22 protein-coding genes are annotated in these 18889 nt (G+C 63.0%); 9 read left to right on the top strand and 13 right to left on the bottom strand.

Features of this window, described 5'->3' with window-relative positions; translation table 11 throughout:
- Entirely contained in the window at nucleotides 1–1182 is a 1182-nt protein-coding gene (locus tag NKI17_RS02000) for an MFS transporter (RefSeq protein WP_352796145.1), read from the bottom strand.
- Between the two features lie 48 nt (nucleotides 1183–1230).
- Between NKI17_RS02000 and NKI17_RS02005 the strand changes: the two genes are divergently transcribed.
- The 3 genes from NKI17_RS02005 to NKI17_RS02015 all read left to right on the top strand — a co-directional run bounded on the left by NKI17_RS02005 (nucleotide 1231) and on the right by NKI17_RS02015 (nucleotide 3378).
- The gene (locus NKI17_RS02005) at nucleotides 1231–1770 is read left to right on the top strand and encodes an Lrp/AsnC family transcriptional regulator (protein ID WP_352452390.1); all 540 of its coding nucleotides are present in this window, start codon (nucleotides 1231–1233) and stop codon (nucleotides 1768–1770) included.
- Between the two features lie 140 nt (nucleotides 1771–1910).
- Entirely contained in the window at nucleotides 1911–2450 is a 540-nt protein-coding gene (locus tag NKI17_RS02010) for a dihydrofolate reductase family protein (RefSeq protein ID WP_023676056.1), read from the top strand.
- A 10-nt stretch (nucleotides 2451–2460) separates the two neighbouring features.
- Complete coding sequence (locus NKI17_RS02015) at nucleotides 2461–3378, top strand: sigma-70 family RNA polymerase sigma factor (RefSeq protein ID WP_352575528.1); 918 nt, start codon at nucleotides 2461–2463, stop codon at nucleotides 3376–3378.
- A 75-nt stretch (nucleotides 3379–3453) separates the two neighbouring features.
- On the opposite strand, the gene NKI17_RS02020 is transcribed toward NKI17_RS02015, so the two are convergent.
- Genes NKI17_RS02020 through NKI17_RS02045 form a run of 6 tightly spaced genes read right to left on the bottom strand, consistent with a single transcriptional unit; the run spans nucleotide 3454 to nucleotide 7833 of the window.
- Nucleotides 3454–4713: an ABC transporter substrate-binding protein gene (locus NKI17_RS02020; protein WP_352569314.1), complete on the bottom strand. Its 1260-nt coding sequence runs from the start codon at nucleotides 4711–4713 to the stop codon at nucleotides 3454–3456.
- Between the two features lie 48 nt (nucleotides 4714–4761).
- Complete coding sequence (locus NKI17_RS02025) at nucleotides 4762–5202, bottom strand: DUF4440 domain-containing protein (protein WP_352569313.1); 441 nt, start codon at nucleotides 5200–5202, stop codon at nucleotides 4762–4764.
- Complete coding sequence (locus tag NKI17_RS02030) at nucleotides 5199–6254, bottom strand: aldo/keto reductase (protein ID WP_352796148.1); 1056 nt, start codon at nucleotides 6252–6254, stop codon at nucleotides 5199–5201. The genes NKI17_RS02025 and NKI17_RS02030 overlap by 4 nt, the downstream gene beginning before the upstream one ends.
- Nucleotides 6251–6610: a TIGR04076 family protein gene (locus NKI17_RS02035; RefSeq protein WP_352472221.1), complete on the bottom strand. Its 360-nt coding sequence runs from the start codon at nucleotides 6608–6610 to the stop codon at nucleotides 6251–6253. Before NKI17_RS02035 ends, NKI17_RS02030 begins: the two co-directional genes overlap by 4 nt.
- On the bottom strand, nucleotides 6611–7099 hold the full coding sequence (locus tag NKI17_RS02040; protein ID WP_031211593.1) for a DUF3830 family protein: 489 nt from the start codon (nucleotides 7097–7099) through the stop codon (nucleotides 6611–6613).
- Complete coding sequence (locus NKI17_RS02045; protein WP_352505374.1) at nucleotides 7096–7833, bottom strand: GntR family transcriptional regulator; 738 nt, start codon at nucleotides 7831–7833, stop codon at nucleotides 7096–7098. The genes NKI17_RS02040 and NKI17_RS02045 overlap by 4 nt, the downstream gene beginning before the upstream one ends.
- Before the next feature lie 126 nt (nucleotides 7834–7959).
- Here NKI17_RS02045 and NKI17_RS02050 point away from each other — a divergent pair, with 126 nt between their 5' ends.
- The 6 genes from NKI17_RS02050 to NKI17_RS02075 all read left to right on the top strand — a co-directional run bounded on the left by NKI17_RS02050 (nucleotide 7960) and on the right by NKI17_RS02075 (nucleotide 12894).
- The gene (locus NKI17_RS02050; protein WP_352796150.1) at nucleotides 7960–8757 is read left to right on the top strand and encodes an ABC transporter ATP-binding protein; all 798 of its coding nucleotides are present in this window, start codon (nucleotides 7960–7962) and stop codon (nucleotides 8755–8757) included.
- On the top strand, nucleotides 8754–9503 hold the full coding sequence (locus NKI17_RS02055; protein WP_352452381.1) for an ABC transporter ATP-binding protein: 750 nt from the start codon (nucleotides 8754–8756) through the stop codon (nucleotides 9501–9503). Before NKI17_RS02050 ends, NKI17_RS02055 begins: the two co-directional genes overlap by 4 nt.
- Nucleotides 9500–10408, top strand: a complete 909-nt coding sequence (locus NKI17_RS02060) for a branched-chain amino acid ABC transporter permease (protein WP_352634462.1) — start codon at nucleotides 9500–9502, stop codon at nucleotides 10406–10408. The genes NKI17_RS02055 and NKI17_RS02060 overlap by 4 nt, the downstream gene beginning before the upstream one ends.
- Nucleotides 10405–11382: a branched-chain amino acid ABC transporter permease gene (locus tag NKI17_RS02065; RefSeq protein WP_352782149.1), complete on the top strand. Its 978-nt coding sequence runs from the start codon at nucleotides 10405–10407 to the stop codon at nucleotides 11380–11382. The genes NKI17_RS02060 and NKI17_RS02065 overlap by 4 nt, the downstream gene beginning before the upstream one ends.
- Nucleotides 11379–12671 carry an NAD(P)/FAD-dependent oxidoreductase gene (locus tag NKI17_RS02070; RefSeq protein WP_352782114.1) on the top strand — a complete coding sequence of 431 codons (1293 nt, stop codon included), beginning with the start codon at nucleotides 11379–11381 and terminating at the stop codon, nucleotides 12669–12671. Before NKI17_RS02065 ends, NKI17_RS02070 begins: the two co-directional genes overlap by 4 nt.
- Before the next feature lie 76 nt (nucleotides 12672–12747).
- Complete coding sequence (locus tag NKI17_RS02075) at nucleotides 12748–12894, top strand: hypothetical protein (RefSeq protein WP_352452379.1); 147 nt, start codon at nucleotides 12748–12750, stop codon at nucleotides 12892–12894.
- A gap of 51 nt (nucleotides 12895–12945) precedes the next feature.
- On the opposite strand, the gene NKI17_RS02080 is transcribed toward NKI17_RS02075, so the two are convergent.
- The 6 genes from NKI17_RS02080 to NKI17_RS02105 form a co-directional block, all read right to left on the bottom strand.
- A complete protein-coding gene (locus tag NKI17_RS02080) occupies nucleotides 12946–13782 on the bottom strand; it encodes a GNAT family N-acetyltransferase (protein ID WP_352569307.1) in 837 nt (278 codons plus the stop codon).
- Between the two features lie 5 nt (nucleotides 13783–13787).
- Nucleotides 13788–14528: an aspartate/glutamate racemase family protein gene (locus NKI17_RS02085; protein WP_023676071.1), complete on the bottom strand. Its 741-nt coding sequence runs from the start codon at nucleotides 14526–14528 to the stop codon at nucleotides 13788–13790.
- Nucleotides 14529–14530: 2 nt separating this feature from the next.
- Nucleotides 14531–15349: an ABC transporter permease gene (locus tag NKI17_RS02090; RefSeq protein ID WP_352451583.1), complete on the bottom strand. Its 819-nt coding sequence runs from the start codon at nucleotides 15347–15349 to the stop codon at nucleotides 14531–14533.
- Nucleotides 15350–15353: 4 nt separating this feature from the next.
- Nucleotides 15354–16265 carry an ABC transporter permease gene (locus NKI17_RS02095; protein WP_023676073.1) on the bottom strand — a complete coding sequence of 304 codons (912 nt, stop codon included), beginning with the start codon at nucleotides 16263–16265 and terminating at the stop codon, nucleotides 15354–15356.
- A gap of 203 nt (nucleotides 16266–16468) precedes the next feature.
- Nucleotides 16469–17758: an ABC transporter substrate-binding protein gene (locus NKI17_RS02100; protein WP_023676074.1), complete on the bottom strand. Its 1290-nt coding sequence runs from the start codon at nucleotides 17756–17758 to the stop codon at nucleotides 16469–16471.
- 36 nt (nucleotides 17759–17794) lie between these two features.
- Nucleotides 17795–18883 (bottom strand): ABC transporter ATP-binding protein, encoded by a 1089-nt coding sequence (locus tag NKI17_RS02105; protein ID WP_352569303.1) that lies wholly within the window; start codon nucleotides 18881–18883, stop codon nucleotides 17795–17797.
- Nucleotides 18884–18889: the final 6 nt, after the last annotated feature.

Raw genomic sequence — 18889 nt, forward strand, 5'->3', positions numbered from 1 at the left:
CTATAGGTTCGGCGAACGCCACGCCGCTACCGCAGCAGCGATTAGCATGAGCAAAGCTGCAATCACCGCCGATGCTGCAAAACCGCACGTGGAATAGAGCGGTCCGAACGCCGTGGTGCCGACGAACACCGCAAGATAGGTCACCGCGCTGTTCAAACCCATAATCGTGCCGCGACGCGCAGGGTCGAGCGCCGACAGGCGCATCACCAGGACGTTCAGCCCGAAATGATTGGCAAGGCCCCAGACGGCTATCACCGCTATGGTCAGATGAAAACTACTGCTTGCCGCGGCAATCGCGACATAGACGACCGCGACGAGCAGATAGGCAAACGGCATGACACGCCGCGCACCCAGGCGATCGATAACGCCGTCAAGAAGCGCCGCCGCGCCAAATCCGGCGCCATAGGCGAGCGCGGCCAGCCCGTTGGCACTGACCGGCCGTCCCAAGCCATTGTGAAGGTGATCGCCAAGATAGCCATAGATGCCGTAGAACGCGGTCATGAAGGCGGCGCAGGCGACCAGCAGCGGCACGATGCCCGGAACGCTCAAGGCGCCCAGTGGCGTCGGCGCCGGACCGCTCTTCCTGACATCGCTGAGCGACGTCAGAGCCAGGCTGGCCAATGCGAGTGCTGCGAGCACCGCGACCGCCGCGAAAACGGCACGCCAATGTACCAGATCGGCAAGTACGGCCGACAGCGACACGCCGGCGACCATGCTCAGCGTCCAGCCAGTCAGCACGACGCCTATGGTGCCGCTTTCGCGGCCGGGCGGCGCAATCGCGGCGGAGCTGGCATAGATTGCCGGCATGGCGACACCTGCAGCGATGCCGGCGAGAAGCTGGGCCGCGACCAGCGCCGTCACGGTCGGCGCAGCGGCGCTGGCGACGAGCGCTACCGCCAGCAGCAGCAACGCCCCTTGCAGCATGCGGCGGGCGCCAAGCCGATCGATATAGCGCGCCAGGAACAAGGCGCTTGCCGACGTCCCGAGCCCGAACGCGGCCGACGCGATCATAACCGCCGGTACGCTTGTGCCGAAGGACGCGGCCACTGCCGGCGCGATCGGACCGAGCACCAGCGAGTTCGAGCCGATCACAGCAATGCACCCCGTCAGCAGGTAAGCGAGGGCCGGGATTGGCGGCTTGGGCGCCGCTGCGAATGTGGCGACTTGATCAGTGTTCGACATATGGCAATAATGGCCGTATTAAATTCTGCATCAATAGGGAATTTCATTATGGATGAAGAAACAGATGGCATTCCGCAGAACAGGCCTGCCGCCCGCGATATCGATGCAACCGACCGAAAAATATTAGGCGTTCTGGTCGACGACGCCACGATCAGCTATGCCGAGCTCGGCGACCGCGTCGGCCTTTCACCGCCGGCAGCCCATGAACGCGTCAAGCGTCTCCGGCGCAGCGGCGCCATCCGCAACACCGCGGTCATCATCGATCCCAAGGCGGTGCACAAGCCGCTGCTTGCCTTCGTCCATATCGACACAAAGGGGTGGGGAAAGACGCCGGAGCTGATGGCAATCTCCGAACACCCCGAAGTCGAGGAGATCCATTCGGTGGCCGGCGACACATGCATGCTGATCAAGGTCCGCACCGAGGACACGCGGGCACTCGAAGGCCTGCTGTCGCGCCTCTACGAAACACCCGGCGTCACCTCGACGCGAAGCTACGTCGTGCTCTCGACCTATCTCGAGCGGCCGGTGCAGCCGGGGATTACGACGGAGTGGCCGACGCCCCGGCACATGGCCAAGCCGCTTTATTAGCTCAAACGATTCTCACGCGTATCCAAAGTCGAACCGGAAACGTCTTAGGCACTGCATCCTGTGGTCATCCGTCGGGCCGGTTCGTTTGCGCCGGTTCTTGGGGTTCAACGGGATGCCTGTTGCGCAACCGGAGACACGCGATGAGAAAATTGATCGTGGGCAGCTTCATTTCGCTGGACGGCGTCATCGAAGCACCAATGGAATGGGCGTCACCGTTCTTCGACGAGGAGATGAAGGAACACTCCTATGAAAAGGCCGGCGAGGCGGATTTTTTCCTGCTCGGCCGCGTCACCTACGAAATGTTTTCGGCGCGTTGGCCGCAGGTCAAAGGCAGCAAGTACATGGATCGCATGAACGGGCTGAAGAAGCTCGTCGCGTCGCGCAGCCTCAAGGAAGTGAGCTGGAACGCGTCGCTGATCGAAGGCGACATCGCTGCCGAAATTGCCAGGATCAAGCAGCAGGCCGGCGGCAACATTTTGAAGTACGGAGTGAGCAATCTCGACCAGACGCTGCTCGCCAACAGGCTTGTCGACGAGTATCAGCTCTCGATCGTGCCGACCCGCGTCGGCCATGGCAAACGCGCTTTCCAGGATGTCGACCCGTCCCTGGTCAGACTGGAGCTTATAGATACCCACCGTTTCAAGAACGGCGTCATTACGTTGACCTATGTCCCGCTATGATCCGTATGCCATGAAGATGCAGCCAAGACTTGACCCGACCGGGCTTTTCGACGTCCGCTACGCCGGTTTTCTGGAGACAGTCGCGCATTTGCGTGGACGGCTGCACCGCTACTGTGCACGCATGACCGGTTCAACGCTCGACGCCGAAGACGTGATGCAAGAGGCGCTGTTCGAGGCCTATCGGAAGATCGAGAAGCTGGACGATGCGAGTGCTCTTGGCCCCTGGCTGTTTCGCATTGCACATAATCGCTGCATCGATTTTCTGCGAAGCCGGCAGGTGCGTCAGCATGCGGAGGCCAATTTCGCCGAAGACGAGATCATCCTGCCGGTCGAGCCGGCGGGCCAGGGCGCGGATCGCGCGATCGAACGGCTGGTGATCCACCTGCCGCCCAAAGAACGCGCCTGCGTCCTGCTCAAGGACGTCTTCGACTATTCGCTGGAAGAGATCGCCGACCTCGTCGGCTCGACTGTGGGCGGCGTCAAGGCTGCGTTGAGCCGTGGCCGTTCGAAATTGGCCGCCTTGTCAGGCGAGCCAATCGTCCGTTCGGAGCCCCAACGCGATCCGGAACTCCTGGAATTGCTCAGCCGCTATGTCGAACTGTTCAACCGCCGCGACTGGGATGGGGTACGGGCGTTGACCAGCGCCGACGCACAATTGCGTGTCGCGGATTGCTTCAAGGGCAGGCTGTCGGAATCACCTTACTTCGTTGAATATGAAAGAGCCTCGACGACCTGGAAAATGGCGGTTGGCGAGATCGATGGCCAGGCGGTGCTGCTCGTGCTCCACCATGGCGAAAACGGTTGGAAGCCGGCCCATCCAGTTCGGATCGAAGCCGCCGGCGGGACCATAAATCGCATCGCCGATTACTATGCCTGCCCTTGGATCATGCCGGCGGCTGGTGCGGTGGTCGTTTCCAGGCCGGCCTAACCAGCAACAGGACATGCAAGTGTCCGGCATCAACCTCAATGGAATGGGATCGATGCCGAACAAGACATAGGCGGCTTACTGAAGCTTCGCCTGCAGGGCGTTGACGTCATCCGTGGTCATTTCGCCGTCGGTCGTCACCTTGCCATCGACGATCTTCCAGAGGCGGAACGGGCCGGTGATGTCGCCGTATTTGTCGAAGGCAACCGGGCCGATGACGCCTTCGTAACGGATCGGCTTGCCATCCTTGATCAGGCCGAGCGCCTTGGCGAACTCGTCCTTGCCGGCATAGATCGGCGTGCCGGCCGGGTCGACCGCCTTGTACATAGCCTCCTTGATCTTGGCCGGATCCTCGGAGCCGGCAATGGCGATGGCCAAGCCGACGATGGCGCCGGCATCATACGACCGGTCGGCCGCCGGGTTCGACGGTTCGATGCCCGAAAATTCCTTGTAGTTCTTGGTGAAATACTCGGTCGATGCGGTCGGGCTGGTGCCGGAGGAAGTGCCGTACGCATCCTTCAGGTAATCCGCGCCAACGGATTCGATGAAGTCCGGGCTGTTCATGCCGTCATTGAGCAGGAATTTCTGGACACCGCCCTGAGAAATCCAGGTACGGGCGATGGTTGCGCCGTCGACAGGCGTGCTGACGAGGTAAAGCCCGTCCGGTTCGCCGGCCATGGCCGCGGTTACCTCCGAGGCATAGCTCGACTGCTTTTCATTGTAGGGCGTGTCGGAGACGATGGTGCCGCCGAGTGCCTTATAGGCGCGCGAAAATTCCGCCACCATGTTGACGCCGAAATCGTTGTTGACGTGGATGACCGACAGCTTCTTGAAGCCTTTGTCGATGGCATATTTGGCGGCAGCGACGCCCTGCAGCGCATCAGATGTGATGGTGCGGAAGAAGATGCCGTTGGTCTTGCCGTCGCGCCCGAGCGCCGTCAGCGTCGGCGACGAGGAAGCAGGCGACACCTGGACTATCTTGGCCGGAGCGGTGACCGAGGTCAGGATCGGGATCGACACCGAGGAGATGATGCCGCCGATGATCACCGGCACCTTCTTGACCTGCACGAGCTGCGTCGCGGCGTCGACCGCAATGTTGCCCTGGCTCTGGCTGTCGCGCGTGTCGGTCGCGAGATCGCAGCCGCGGACGCCGCCCGCGTCGTTGATGTCGCGGAAGGCCATCTCGACCGATTTGGCGCCGGCCTGGCCGTACTCGCCGGCCGGGCCTGTCAGTTCCATGACGAGGCCGACGGTGATCTTGCAATCGGCGGCTTGCGCTGCGCCGGCCGCTGTCAGCAGTGCGAGCGCGGTGGTGATCTGAAGTATGGTCTTTTTCATTGTTGTTCCCCTTTTGTTACACGACTCTCATTGATGTCTTGAGCCTGTTCAGCCTTCCGGCATCTGCAGCCAGGTTTCATGCAGATGTCGCCATTCGACGCCGTTGGGCGCCGATGAACTGGTGGTGAAAACGGCACTCGAGCGGCGGCGGCTATGTTTGCCGGCCCGCTGCTGCGTTTCGATGTAGCAGACGACGATCGTGTCGCCTGCCTGCCAGCCGGCCCGGATATCCTCGATCGAGATACTGAAATCGCCATCCGAGGTGGCGCGGCTTGCCCTGACATGGTCAAGCACCGCGTCACGATCGAGGACCTGACCGTCCGGCGCAACCATCTGGAAGCCTTCGCCCATGACGCTTTCGAACCGGTTGAAATCTGCATTGTCCGCACTCGCCGCATTGAACCAGTCGACGAAGAAGCGGTGGAGATCGACCACCTCGGCGCTGGCGCGGGAAAGCAAGGAAGGTTTTTCGTCCGTGGCCGCGTTCATTTCCTGCCTGCATTCAAATTGTAATGCATGATCGAGCCGTGGCGGCCGTGACGGTCGCGTTCCAATGTGTAGACGTCGCCCAGCGGCCCACGGCTTTGCGCGATCAGGGCAGCGATCCTCGCCCGGTCGTCGGCATCGAGCGCGACGTCCATGATTCTGGCATTGGCAAGGGCGTGCGCCTGGTTGCGGGCGCCGACGATGACGGCCGCCACTTGCGGCTGCTCCAGCACCCAGGCGCTGGCGATGGTGGCGATATCGACGCCGTGGCGGTCGGCGACGGCCTTCAGTGTGCGAAGCAACTCCTGGAAAAGCTCCCAGCCACCAAAGTCGTCAATGATCAGCTTGTATTTGACCAGCGATCGGTTTTCGAGCGGCGTCTGCGGCTCGGCAGCGCCAAGCCATTTTTCGCTGAGGAAGCCGCCCGCCACCGAACCGTAGCAGAGGAAACTGACGCCGTGCCGGCTGGCGAGCGCTGCAAGGCTGTTGGCTGGCCGCTGGTCGAGCACCGAGTATTGCAATTGCTGGCTGACCAGCGGCACACCGGCGGCCAGGATCTCGGCCAACCGCGGCGTGTCGAAGTTCGTGGTGCCGATGTTGCGCACCTTGCCTTCCCTGCGGATTTCGTTGAGCCAGCCCATCGCTTCGACGTAGCCGGGCAGCGCATAGTCCCACCAGTGGAACTGCACGAGATCGAGCCGCTCGGTCTTCAGCCGCCGCAGCGACTGCTCGACGATGCCTCTGATGTAGTCGCGGCTGATATTGGAAAGCCTTTCCAGGTCAGGCACCAGCTTGGTGTGCACCTTCATTTTGGTGGCAGCGTCGAGGCCACGCTCATTGGCAAGGCGCAGGCGCGCCGCGCCGATCAGCTCTTCGACACCGGTATAGATATCGGCGCAATCATACGTCCTGATGCCGGCGTCGAAGGTGGCGATCAGGTCAGTTACCGCCTGTTGGCGGTCGATCGCGCCGTGCCCGCCGGCAAGCTGCCAGCCGCCGCGGATAACGCGCGAGATCGTATAGCCGGGGCTGAGCTCGAAAGCCTTGGCGGTCATCTCCGGTCATTCTCCTTCGGCAGCGGCACCGCCGTCGTTTCGGCATGGCTGAACCGCCGCTTGCCGGTCCTGACGATCCGGAGCCGGCTGGCACAATTGGGATCCGGGCAAGCGATCTCGGCGTCCGACGTCATCCAGTCGTTCCTGTGGGTCGGGCGCTGCTTTGCGGCCAGAAGCGGCAACACTGCCGCAATGGAATAGATCGAGAAACCTTGCCCCGCCGGCATCGACAGCATCTCGCCCTTCAACTCGAAATAGTCGCCGGGCTTGGCGCCGCAATAGATCGGCTTGCCCTCGGGGATAACCGCCTCGACGCGAAGGTCGAAGAGTTCGAAACTGTCGTCGGTCTCAGCCATTCAGATCTCCACCCGGGTGAAGGTGATGTCGCAGGCACCGTTGCGGCGGATCACGCCACAAGCGGCTGCGAATTTATCGCGATCCTCAGGCACCACCTGCGCGACGACGCTTCCGGCAAGCCAGCCGATCGGGAACAGCAGGCGTGCACCCGCTCCGTAGAACAGGCCGACGTCAAAGATGGCATTCGGGTTGCCGCCCCACATGCGCGGCGGCACGTAGGACAACACGATGTCGCCCGGCTGCGGCGTCAGCGTTGCGTTCTCCGCCGGCAAGGGCCTGGCATAGGTTTGGCCCTCAAGTTCGGCTGATGGAACCGGGCAGGAGATTTCCGGCCCCGTCCACATCGCATGGATGCCGGCAACGACGCGCGGCTGCTCGAGATACGCCAGCAGGAAGGCAGCGTTGTCGGGCGCCTTTTCAGGCAACAGCAGCGCGGTCACGGAAAGCATCGAGTGTGGCTCGGTGATGTTGATGCCAGGCACCGTCATGCCCTCAATCCTTCCTTGCTTGTGGATTGGAGCTTGTCGCGCAGAAAGGCGAAGGGCCGGCTGATGTCGGCCACCAGCGCCTCGCGCGCCGCTTGCGCATCCTGCCTGGAAAGCGCTGCGACGATGCTGCGGTGGTAGTGGGCCGTATCGACCTCGCCGGCGTCGGAGAAGGCGTAAATGGCAACGCGGATGCAAGGCCCGGATTGCAACCACAGGCTCTCGATCATCGGGATCAGCACGGCGGAACCGCAGCAACGGTAGATCTCGAAATGGAAGCTCTGGTTGAGCGTGGCCTCGCGGTCGATATCCTTCTTGTGCTTCAGCGCCCGCATCTCGTCCCACTCGCCGAGCATGGCTTCGACCGAAGCGATCTGGCGCGGGTTCATGCGCGTGGCGGCCAGCGCGATCGCTTCGCCCTCGATCAGAGAACGGGCGCGCAAGAGGTCGTCGATGCGCTCCAGCGTGATCGGCGGCACGCGCACCGAACGGTTGGGAAGCGCTTCCAGTGCCTTCTCGGTGATCAGCCGTCCGAGCGCCTCGCGCACCGGCATGGTGCTGGTGACCAGCGCGTCGGCGAGGCCGCGGATGGTCAGAACCTGGCTCGGCTCGAAAAGACCGCCGATCAAGGCGCGGCGCAACTCCGAATAGACGCGATCCTGCACGGTCTCGCGGCCGACCGGCGTAAGCTGGGCTGCGATCATCTCATTGTTCTTTTCGATGGCGGCCTTCTGCATAGGCAATCCCGGTCTTGGCCGTTTTCGGCTTGCGGAAGAAATTAAAGCCGAATAGCGTGATCAAAGCAAGCGTGATCACAAATCAAATCATAGGCGACCAGGATCGCTTTTCGGCCTGAGGGATTGATGGGCGACACGACGGAACGGCAGGAGGAGATCCGCACGCCGGTTCTGACGGCCAGGAACGTCGTCAAACGCTTCGGCGGCCTGGTCGCGGTCAACAATGTCTCGTTCGACGTCCGGCCGGGCGAAATACTTGGCCTTATCGGCCCGAACGGCGCCGGCAAGACCACGATGTTCGACCTGCTCGCCGGCAGCATTCTGCCGACCAGCGGCGAAATCCTCCTCAACGGCGTATCGGTGTCGGGGGAGGCTGCCCATCGCCGCATTGGCCGCGGCCTTGGCCGCACGTTCCAGATCCCCCGGCCCTTGCCTAACCTGACGCTGATCGAAAACGTCATGCTGGCCGCGCAAGGGCAGGCCGGAGAAAAACTGCTCGCCAATTTCCTGACGCCCCGGCGGGTCGCTGCCGAAGAAAGGGCTGCCGAGACAAGAGCCGTCGAACTGCTCGAGCTCGTCACGATCGCTCACCTCGCGCACGAACCTGCGCGCGTGCTTTCAGGCGGCCAGCGCAAGCTGCTCGAGTTGGCCCGCGTGATGATGGCCGACCCGGCGATCATCCTGCTCGACGAGCCGGCGGCCGGGGTCAACGCAACCCTGCTCGAGATCATTATAGACCGCATCCGCGACATCAATGCGCGCGGCATCACCTTCCTGCTGATCGAGCACAATATCGACATGGTGACGCGGCTTTGCCACCGCGTGCTGGTCATGGCGAGCGGCCAGCTTCTGTGCGAAGGCACCCCGGAGGAGGTGGCGCGCGATCCGCGCGTCATCGAGGCCTACCTCGGAGGCACGGCATGAGCCAAAAGGTACTCGATGTCCGCGATCTCGAAGCCGGCTACGAGCCTGGCGTTCCGATCGTGCGCGGCGCTTCGATCACCGTCGACCAGGGCGAGATCGTCGTCGTTCTCGGTCCCAACGGCGCCGGCAAGTCGAGCCTTATCAAGGCCATCGCCGGCCTTGTCCCGATCACCGGCGGCACGGTGCTGCTGGACGGCAAGGATATCACGGCGTCGCCCGCTCACATCATGGTCCGCCTTGGCCTTGCCTTCGTGCCACAGACAGAGAACATCTTCCCGCTGATGTCGGTCGAGGACAATCTCAGGGTCGCCTGCGGCATCCTGAGGCCGCGCGAGGTCCCAGCCCGCATCGAGGAAATGTATGCGGCCTTTCCCGATCTCGCCCGTCAGCGCAGAACGGCCGCGGGCAATCTGTCGGGTGGACAGCGGCAGATGCTGGCCGTCGCCCGGGCGTTGATCGTCCATCCCAAGGTGCTGGTGCTCGACGAGCCGTCGGCCGGCCTGTCGCCGAAATTCGTGGCGATGGTGTTCGAGATGCTGGCCGGCATCCGAAAGTCCGGCGTCACCATTCTGCTGGTCGAACAGAACGCCAAGGCAGCGCTTGCCATTGGAGACCGCGCCTATGTGCTGGTCGAGGGCAAGGAGCGGCACCAGGGCGTCGCCTCCGAGCTCTGGAACGACCCGGTCGTCGCTGAACTCTATCTTGGCCAGCGCCGCCTCGACCTTGGACAAGGAAGCGCGGCATGAACCTGCAATTCGTCGTCGACGGACTGCTGGCAGGGTCGATGATCGGCCTCGGCGCCATCGGCGTGACACTCACCTATTCGATCCTGCGCTTCTCGAACTTCGCCCATGGCGACTTCATGGCCTGGGGCGCCTATGCGACGCTCGCCGTGGTTGGCGCCATTGGCGCGATTTTCGGCAAGATCGCGCCGATCGCGCCCCTCTCCTTCGGTTGGCCGCTGATCGTCGCACTCATCATCGGCATGGCGGCCACCGGCCTGCTGGCGCTGGCGCTCGACATCGTGCTGTTCGCGCGGCTGCGGGCCAAGGGCCAGGCGATCATCGTGGTGATGGCGAGCTTCGGCGCCTCGATGGCGCTGAGAAGCCTGCTCGAATTCATCTTCACCTCGCGTCCGACCTATTTCAGCCGGGCGATCCAGATCGCCATGCCGATAGGTTTCGGCATCCGCATCACCCCGGACCAGATCGCGCTGCTGTTGCTGACCGCCGTGCTGGTGCTCGGCGTGCATCTCCTGATGACGCGGACCCAGACCGGCCGCTCGATGCAGGCATTGAGCCAGAACGCGGCACTTGCCCGCATCGTCGGCATCGACGTCGCCAGGGTGGTGCGCGTCACCTGGATCATCGGTGGCGCGCTGGCCTGCGTCGCCGGCGTCATGATCGGCATTCTCATCCAGATCCGCCCGTTCATGGGTTTCGAGATGCTGCTGCCGATGTTCGCGGCCGCCATCCTCGGCGGCATCGGCAGCGTGCCCGGCGCCGTTCTCGGCGGCCTGATCATCGGCATGGCCGAAGCGGCTGCCGTGCAATTGATCGGCGCCGAATGGCGGGCAGCCGTCTCGTTCATCATCCTGATGGCGGTGCTGTTCGTGCGGCCCATCGGCCTTTTCGGAGTGAGGGAACGCTGATGGATCTGCTCGGCTACGGCGCCTTCTTCCTGACCACCGCGCTGATCTTTTCGCTCATCACGCTCGGGCTCAATCTGCAATGGGGGCTGACCGGGCTTTTCAATGTCGGGGTCGCCGGCTTCGTTGCCATCGGCGCCTACACCTCGGCGCTGCTGACCACGCCCGACGATGCCGCGCGCCTGGGCGGCTTCGACCTGCCGATCCTTATCGGCTGGCTTGGCGCCATGCTGTTGGGCGGCGTCGCCGCCGCCATCACCGGCATTGCCACGCTACGTCTGAGATCGGACTATCTGGCGATCACTACTTTCGGCGTCGCCGTCGTCGTGCAACTGGTAGCGCTCAATGCCCAGAAGCTGACCGGCGGGCCGTTCGGCATCGGCTTCATTCCGCGTCCGTTCGGCGGTCTTGCCGAAACGCCTTTGCTGTTCAACCTTTCGAACCTTGCGATCGTCTCGGTGGTGACGCTGATCGTCTATCTCGCGCTGGAGCATCTGTCGCGCAGCCCGTGGGGGCGCGTGTTGAAGGCGCTTCGCGAGGATGAGCGGGCCGCGATATCCCTAGGCAAAAGCGCACGGTTCTACCGCGTCCAGGCCTTTGCCGTCGGTGGCGCCATCATGGCGCTTGCCGGTGCGCTGCAGGCGCATTTCACCGGCTTCATCGCCCCGGACAATTATTTGCCGGCGCTGACTTTCCAGGTCTGGGTGATGCTGATCGTCGGTGGCTCGGGCAGCAACATCGGCGCCGTCATCGGCAGCATCCTGGTCTGGGCGATATGGGCCGGATCGGGAGCCTTGACCAGTATGTTGTTCTCGCCGGAACAGCAGGCCCGCGCCGCTTCGCTGCAGATCGTCGCCATCGGCGTGATGCTGTGCGTCATCCTTCTGGTCAGGCCGAACGGCCTGTTTGGCGACAGGCCGCGGCGTCCAAAGTTCGGCAAGCGTGCACGCGTGGCCCCGAGCGAGAGCGGCTCATGAACGCTGTGACCCGGCCGCGCGGCGTTTCCCTTTGGCATGCCGTCAGCCGCAGTCGCCGCGACCGGCCCACCCTCGAAGGCGCACTCGATGTCGATCTGGCAATTGTCGGCGGCGGGTTTTCAGGCCTTTCCACCGCGCTGCACAGTGCCGAGAAAGGCATCTCGGTTGCCGTCCTCGAGGCGGAAATCATCGCCTGGGGGGCAACCGGCAGGAATGCCGGCTTCGTCGTGCCGAATTTCGCGAAAAGAGACCCCGACGATATCATTGCCCAGCTCGGGCCCGAACGCGGCGAACGCCTTGTAGATTTCGCCGCCGGCAGCGCCGACCTCGTCTTCGACCTGATCAGGCGGCATGCCATCGAATGCGATGCCGTCCAGAGCGGCTGGATACAACCAGCCCATTCACCGGCCGCTTTGCAAAAGACCAGATCGCGCGCCGAACAATGGGCACCACGCGGAAGGCCGGCTGTTGCGCTGGATAGACAGGCGGTCGAAGAGCTGACCGGCGTTCGCGGTTATCTCGGCGGCTGGATCGACAGATCGGGTGGCGTCCTCAATCCGGTCGAATATGCGCGCGGATTGGCCGACGCGGCGGAAAAGGCCGGAGCGCGCATCTTCGAGCATACGCGTGTCGCGTCGATCGATCACATAGGCGATGGTTGGGCTTTGAAGACGGCCTCCGGTTCGGTACGCGCAGGAAAGGTGCTGGTCGCCACCAACGCCTATGGCGGAGCGCTGGATCGGGCGTTGCAGCGAACCTATTTCCCGCTGAAAATCTTCCAGATCGCGACAGCGCCGCTGCCGCGCGAAATACGCACTCGCCTGCTTCCTGGCGGGCAAGGCGTCGGCGACACACGACGCAATCTCTTCACCTTCCGCTTCGACGGCGAAAACAGGCTGATCACCGGCGGCATGCATGTTTTTGGCCCCGGTGCCGACACGCGGGTGCCGCGGGCGATCTGGCGGCGGCTTGCCGGGCATCTCGATCTCCCGGACATCCCGCCGCTTGAATACAGCTGGTCGGGGATGGCTGCCGTCGAGCCCGACTTCCTGCCGCACCTCGTCGATCTCGGCCCCGGGCTGATCGCCGGCTTGGCGTGCAACGGACGCGGCATCGCCATGACCACTGCGATGGGCAAGGTGCTTGCGGATTGGGCTGATGGAACAAAACCTCAGGATTTGCCGCTGCCGTTTGCGCCGCCGTCGCCGATCCCGTTCCATAGCCTGATGCGGCATGCACCAAACATGGTGCTCCCCTGGAGCATGCTGCGCGACCGGCTGGATGGCTGATCGACGTGCGTCTCCGGCCGCCGTCCTGATACCCGAACTGCTAGACTCGCCCACATCATGTTGTTAACGACAGCGGATGAAGCAGAACTATCTTTATCTCATCATCGGCGCTTTGGCCGTCGCCGTTATTGCGTTGGGGATTTACGTTTATCGCGAGGAGACTAGGCCGAAAGGCGTGGAACTTCGCATCGACGATTCCGGCATTTCAGTTCAGGAGAAATAGACCGCGTAGTCCTGTTGCCCGACTTTGCACTGGAAGTCGGCTTGTACCGCCTCACCCCAACTCCAACGTCGTTATCGCAAAAACTCCGGACTGCACGAGCTGCGGCGCCTTTCCCTTGTACATCCGAGCCGTCTCGAAGCCCGGCTGAAGGCCTGCGGACGACAGCAAGTCTGCAAATTGCCGGCTGGTTTCGGGAACGTCGAGATGGACGTTTCCGGGACCGGACATGTGCGCGAGCGCGGCGAAGAGATGGCTTGCCGCGTCCAGGCTGTCGGCAAAGAGCGGGCCGATCTTGCAGCCGTCCCGGCATTGGCGCGCGACGCCGTATCCCGCAATGGCGCCGTGCTTGAGGATCGCAAGCGCCATATGCGGCGGGCGCAGCCAGTGTTCCAGGAAGGATCGCCTCGGACCGGGAAAGAAGCGGCGGTCATAGTCCAGTATGTCCGGCACGAGTTCCGGCCCTATGGCGCGAATGTCGTTGCCGACGGCTGCCGGGACATTCGGTGACCCCATGAACCGGATCGTCCGGTAGGCCGGTGCAAAACCCATGCTGCGGTAGTTGGCCTGCTGTTCGACGACACCGTCGAGGCCGATCGTGCGCTTGCCGAGCCGCGCTATGCCGGCATCCCAAACGACCTTGCCATGGCCTTGGCCACGCTTGTCCGGCCGGCAGATGTAGAGGCCGATGAAGCCGAAACCGTCGCCATAGGCAACGGCCGAAATGCCGGCCGCCATCTCGCCATCGATAAAGGCACCGATGAAGCCCTGCGGGTCGGCTGCCTGAAACAGCGCGGCATCGTTAAGGCCGGGATTCCAGCCTTCCGCCGCCGCCCAATCGACAAGGGTTTGCACTTCTTCACGTGCGAGCGTTCGGATCGTTCGGGGCATTGCGATCACTCGGCGGCGCCAGGCGCGAAGGATTTCAACGCGCCATGATAGGACTTTGCCAACGGGCTTGCATAGGCGCCGCGCTTGGATGTCGTCAGGCCAAGGGCGATCAAGGCCTCGGCCTGTTTCACGGCAGCGCCCACGCCGTCGATGACCGGAAGCCCGAATTCCCGCTGCAGCGCCGCCGCCAGATCGGCCATGCCGGCACAGCCGAGCACGATCGCCTCGGCGCGATCCTCGTCGATGGCGCGCGCAATCTCGTTGCGCAGCCTGAGCAGTGCGTCGGACGCCGGATCTTCGAGGGCAAGAACCGGGATGTCGGCGGCGCGCACACGCGCGCGCCCTGCCATGCCATAGCGCTGCACCAACCCTTCGACCGGCACGCGCGAACGTCCGGTGGTGGTGACGACGGTGAAGCGCTGGGCGATGAACGAGGCCGTGCTGAGCGATGCCTCGCAAATGCCGATGACCGGAATGTTGGCCATGGCGCGCGCGGCATCGAGGCCGGTGTCGTCGAAACAGGCAATGATCGCGGCTTGCGCGCCCGAGCGTTCGCCGGCGGCGATCTCGACCAGCAGGCCGGGCACGGCAAGTGCTTCATCGTAATAGCCTTCGATCGATACAGGTCCCATCGACGAGGTGACGGCAACGATCTTCGTCGATTGAGCAGCGACCGATCGGGCGGCGACCGCGATAGTATCGGTCATGCTGGCGGTGGTGTTTGGATTGACGACGAGGATCTGCACTGTCAGGCACGCTCGCGGCGGCGGCCGACATAGACGATTGCGCCGAGCGTCAGCAGGATCACCAGGAAGGAAAACACGGTCGTCACGGTGCCCAGCGCATAGAGCACCGGCGTCGTGACATTCGTCGTCATGCCGTAGATTTCGAGCGGCAACGTGTTGAACGTGCCCGAGGTCATCAGCGTGCGGGCGAACTCGTCATATGACAGAGTGAAGCCGAACAGGCCGACGCCGATCAGGCTGGGCGCGATCATCGGCAGCACGACATGGGCAAAGGTCTGCCACGACGATGCTCCGAGATCGCGCGCGGCTTCCTCATAGGCTGGCGAGAACCGGTTGAAGACAGCAAACATGATCAGCACGCCGAAAGGCAAGGTCCAGGTCAGATGGGCGCCGAAAGCGGAGGTGTACCAGGCGGGGCGGAAGCCGATCTGCTGGAAGACGACGCCGATGCCGAGACTGATGATGATCGACGGCACGACCAGGCTGGCGACGGCCAGATAGAACAGTGCGGTTGCGCCGCGAAATTTCTGCCGGAAGGCCAGGCCGGCGAGCAGCGACACGGCGACAGTGACGACCATCACCATCAGGCCAAGGACGAGCGAGCGTTTGAAGCTGCCGCCGAAGTCGCCGACCGCCTGGCGCTCGAACAAATTGGCGAACCAGTGCAGCGACACGCCGTTCAGCGGAAATGTCAGACCGCCGTTCTCGCCCTGGAAAGAGAGGATCAGGATCGCCGAAAGCGGGCCGTAGAGGAACAACACGAAAAGACCGAAGAACGCCGCCAACACATAGAATTCGAGGGTGCGCTTGTCCTGGCTCATCGCCTCACAGCTCCTTGCGGATGTCGACGATGCGCAGGATGCCCGCGACCATCAGCAGCACCAGCACCAAGAGCACGACGGCGTTGGCGGCGGCTGCCGGATATTGCAGCAGCGACATCTGGTTCTTCATCATCAGCGCGACGGAGGCGCTCTGCCCGCCGGACATCACCTGCACCGTCGAGAAGTCGGCCATCACCAGGGTGACGACGAAAATGGTGCCGATCGCCATGCCGGGCTTGGCGAGCGGAATGACGACGTTCCACAGAACCTGCCAGCCGGAAGCGCCGGCGTCGCGCGCGGCTTCTATCAATGACTTGTCGATGCGCATCAGCGTGTTGAAGATCGGCGTCACCATGAACAGCGTATAGAGATGCACCATGGCCAGCACCACGGCGAATTCGGAATAGAGCAGCCATTCGATCGGCTTCGGGATCAGCCCCATTTGCACCAGCGTCGAGTTGACCAGGCCATTGCGGCCAAGCACCGGAATCCACGAGATCATGCGGATGATGTTGGAGGTCAGGAACGGCACCGTGCAGACAAGGAACAGCACCATCTGCATGGCCGTGGTCCTGATATGGAAGGCAAGGAAATAGGCGACCCAGAAACCGATGAACAGCGTCAGCGCCCAGACGATGGCGGCGTATTTCAGCGTATTCAGGTAGGTTTTCCAGGTGACCCAGGAGCCGAGCGTGTCGGAATAATTGGTGGTCAGGAAATCCGGATACATCGCTGCGAAATCGTAATCCCAGAATGAGACCACGGCGATCATCAGAATTGGCAGCAGGAGGAACGCGCCGAGGATCAGGGCAAGTGGTGTTGCCTGGAGATAGGGGACGAGGGCGCCGATCGAGAGCCGGCGGCGTCTGGCGGGTTTGGCGGCGGCGGTGGCGGGGCGTTCGAGCGCGGCTGTCATGAACATCTCGGTATAAGTCAGCGATGCGGCGAAGCCGCCTTTCCTTCTCCCCCTTGTGGGAGAAGGTGGCCGAGCGAAGCTCGGTCGGATGAGGGGTGTTCCAGCTTGGCACCAACAGCGCTCCGGCCGGCACCCCTCAACCGTCTTGGCGCTGCGCGCCAATCCACCTTCTCCCACAAGGGGAGAAGGGGAAGACGTTGTACCTACGCAGCGATGAACTCGTTCCAGCGCTTCACCATGTAGCGGTCTTCGTCCATGACCGAGTTCCAGCAGGCGACCTTGCCCATGCGCTCTTCGAAAGAGCCGCCGTCACGCACGGCGCCAGCCTTTTCCATGACCTTGCCGTCCGGCGACAGGATATCGCCCTTTGCCGGCTTGCCTTCGATCCAGTAGCCCCACTCGTCCTCGGACATGAACTTCTTGGCCGACACCATGTTGGCCGAGTAATAGCCCTGGCGGTTGAGATAGCCGCCAACCCAGCCGGACGTGTACCAGTTGATGTATTCATAGGCGGCATCGAGTTCGGCGCCGGAGAGATGGGCTGCCAGGCCAAGCCCGCCACCCCAGGACCGGTAGCCTTCCTTGAGCGGCTGGAACCGGCACGCGATGCCCTTGGAGCGGACCGCGGCCACGGCCGGCGACCACATTGACTGGATCACCACTTCGCCTGAAGCCATCAGGTTGACGCTCTCGTCGAAGGATTTCCAGAAGGCGCGGAACTGGCCGGCTTGCTTGGCCTTGATCAGGAAGTCGATCGTCTTGTCGATCTCCTCCTTGGTCATGTTGCCCTTGTCGGCGTATTTGATGTTGCCGGTGGCTTCCATGATCATCGCCGCATCCATGATGCCGATCGACGGGATGTTGAGGATGGCGGTCTTGCCCTTGAAGGCCGGATCCATGATGTCGGCCCAGGTGGTGATATCGCGGCCGACGAGGTCGGGGCGGATGCCGAGCGTATCGGCATTGTAGATCGTCGGCACCATGGTGAACCAGTTGGTCGGCGCCTTGGCGAAGACCTTGCTGTCCTGCGCCTCGACGTAACCGACCGTGTGCGGCGCGGTGCCCTGGGCGATAACGCTGTCCGGCGCCAGCTTGCCGGTTTTGAACAGCGGCACCAGCTCGTCGTAATATTTCAGCTTGGTGACATCCATCGGCTGCAGGACGCCTGTCGGGAACACCTTCTTGCAGATCCAGTATTCGATGTCGGCGATGTCGTAGCTGTCGGGCTGCGTCACGGCGCGCTGTGCGGCGGCGTCGGAATCGGTTGCTGTCATCTCCAGCGTGATGCCGAGATCGGCCTTGCACTTGTCGGCGATGGCATTGAGGTTGGATACGCCGGTGCCGAACTGGCGCAGCGTGATGTTCGATTGCGCCCAGATGGTCGGAAAGCCAGATATGGCGCCGGAACCGGCGGCGAAACCGACGGCGGCGGCACCTGTCTTGAGCAGCGAACGTCGCGATATTCCAGTCTTCTTGTCGGTGGTGTTGGTCATGTTCAGTTCCCCTGTTTTGATTGGTTATGCTGGATTTCAGGAATCGAGACGACCAAGGACGATCGCGTCCTCGGCGTCCCAGGCGATCGGCACTGCGTCGCCGACGGCAACCGGGCTGGCGAAGAAGCTGGTGTCGTCGACGATTACGGTGAAATCCTCGATGCCGGCGCCATTGACCGAGAGCTTCACGGTCGAACCGCGGTACTCGACGTTTGAAACGATGCCGGTGAAGCCGAGCCCGGCTGCCGGCGGCTCGCCGATGCGCACGTGGTCGGTGCGAATGGCGATGTCGATGGGTTCCCCGGTCTCCCTGCCCTGCCCGCTGGCCGCGAGCGTGACGCCGCCGGGCACATCGAAAACGACCATGCCGTCGCGACTGCCGGCGACGCGCCCGGAGATGACATTGTGGTCGCCCATGAAACGAGCGACGAAGGCCGTGGCCGGCCGCTCGAACACCGTGCGAGGGTGCGCCGCCTGCTCGATACGGCCATCGTTCATCACCACGATCAGGTCGGCCAGCGCCATCGCCTCTTCCTGGCTGTGGGTGACGTGGACGAAAGTGATGCCGAGCGACGTCTGCAGCTTCTTCAGTTCGGCTCGCATGCGGATCTTCAGGAAAGGATCGAGCGCCGAAAGCGGTTCGTCGAGCAACAGCGCCTCGGGATCGGTGATCAATGCGCGCGCAAGAGCAACGCGCTGCTGCTGCCCGCCGGAAAGCTGCGCCGGGCGGCGGCTGGCATAGGCCTCCATCTGCATCAGCTTCAGCATGTCGAGTGCCTTGGCGCGGCGCTCCTCCTTGCCGACGCCTTTCATCTTCAGGCTGAAGGCGACATTGTCGATCAGGTCGAGATGCGGAAACAGTGCGTAGGACTGGAACATCATGGCAGTGCCGCGCCTGGCCGGCGGCAGGTCGGTGACCACTGTGTTGCCGAGACGCACGTCGCCACTCGATATGCTCTCGTGCCCGGCGATCATGCGCAGCGTCGAGGTCTTGCCACAGCCGGACGGACCGAGCAGGCAGCAATAGGTACCCGCAGGGATTTTCAGGCTGATGCCTTCGACGGCAGTCGTCGCGCCATAGACTTTCGAAACGGACACAATGTCGATTTCGGCGGCTTTGGACATCCAGCT

The organism is Mesorhizobium sp. M0816 (genome assembly GCF_040320005.1).
Taxonomy (GTDB): Bacteria; Pseudomonadota; Alphaproteobacteria; order Rhizobiales; family Rhizobiaceae; genus Mesorhizobium.

Bases quoted from the DNA above. Each gene is read 5' to 3' on its own strand.
- NKI17_RS02055 (WP_352452381.1), top strand. From the start codon at position 8,754: ATGAGCCAAAAGGTACTCGATGTCCGCGATCTCGAAGCCGGCTACGAG.
- NKI17_RS02000 (WP_352796145.1), bottom strand. From the start codon at position 1,182: ATGTCGAACACTGATCAAGTCGCCACATTCGCAGCGGCGCCCAAGCCG.
- NKI17_RS02025 (WP_352569313.1), bottom strand. From the start codon at position 5,202: ATGAACGCGGCCACGGACGAAAAACCTTCCTTGCTTTCCCGCGCCAGC.
- NKI17_RS02015 (WP_352575528.1), top strand. From the start codon at position 2,461: ATGAAGATGCAGCCAAGACTTGACCCGACCGGGCTTTTCGACGTCCGC.
- NKI17_RS02075 (WP_352452379.1), top strand. From the start codon at position 12,748: ATGAAGCAGAACTATCTTTATCTCATCATCGGCGCTTTGGCCGTCGCC.
- NKI17_RS02030 (WP_352796148.1), bottom strand. From the start codon at position 6,254: ATGACCGCCAAGGCTTTCGAGCTCAGCCCCGGCTATACGATCTCGCGC.
- NKI17_RS02045 (WP_352505374.1), bottom strand. From the start codon at position 7,833: ATGCAGAAGGCCGCCATCGAAAAGAACAATGAGATGATCGCAGCCCAG.
- NKI17_RS02020 (WP_352569314.1), bottom strand. From the start codon at position 4,713: ATGAAAAAGACCATACTTCAGATCACCACCGCGCTCGCACTGCTGACA.
- NKI17_RS02040 (WP_031211593.1), bottom strand. From the start codon at position 7,099: ATGACGGTGCCTGGCATCAACATCACCGAGCCACACTCGATGCTTTCC.
- NKI17_RS02100 (WP_023676074.1), bottom strand. From the start codon at position 17,758: ATGACCAACACCACCGACAAGAAGACTGGAATATCGCGACGTTCGCTG.
- NKI17_RS02095 (WP_023676073.1), bottom strand. From the start codon at position 16,265: ATGACAGCCGCGCTCGAACGCCCCGCCACCGCCGCCGCCAAACCCGCC.
- NKI17_RS02090 (WP_352451583.1), bottom strand. From the start codon at position 15,349: ATGAGCCAGGACAAGCGCACCCTCGAATTCTATGTGTTGGCGGCGTTC.
- NKI17_RS02010 (WP_023676056.1), top strand. From the start codon at position 1,911: ATGAGAAAATTGATCGTGGGCAGCTTCATTTCGCTGGACGGCGTCATC.
- NKI17_RS02105 (WP_352569303.1), bottom strand. From the start codon at position 18,883: ATGTCCAAAGCCGCCGAAATCGACATTGTGTCCGTTTCGAAAGTCTAT.
- NKI17_RS02080 (WP_352569307.1), bottom strand. From the start codon at position 13,782: ATGCCCCGAACGATCCGAACGCTCGCACGTGAAGAAGTGCAAACCCTT.
- NKI17_RS02005 (WP_352452390.1), top strand. From the start codon at position 1,231: ATGGATGAAGAAACAGATGGCATTCCGCAGAACAGGCCTGCCGCCCGC.
- NKI17_RS02035 (WP_352472221.1), bottom strand. From the start codon at position 6,610: ATGGCTGAGACCGACGACAGTTTCGAACTCTTCGACCTTCGCGTCGAG.
- NKI17_RS02070 (WP_352782114.1), top strand. From the start codon at position 11,379: ATGAACGCTGTGACCCGGCCGCGCGGCGTTTCCCTTTGGCATGCCGTC.
- NKI17_RS02060 (WP_352634462.1), top strand. From the start codon at position 9,500: ATGAACCTGCAATTCGTCGTCGACGGACTGCTGGCAGGGTCGATGATC.
- NKI17_RS02050 (WP_352796150.1), top strand. From the start codon at position 7,960: ATGGGCGACACGACGGAACGGCAGGAGGAGATCCGCACGCCGGTTCTG.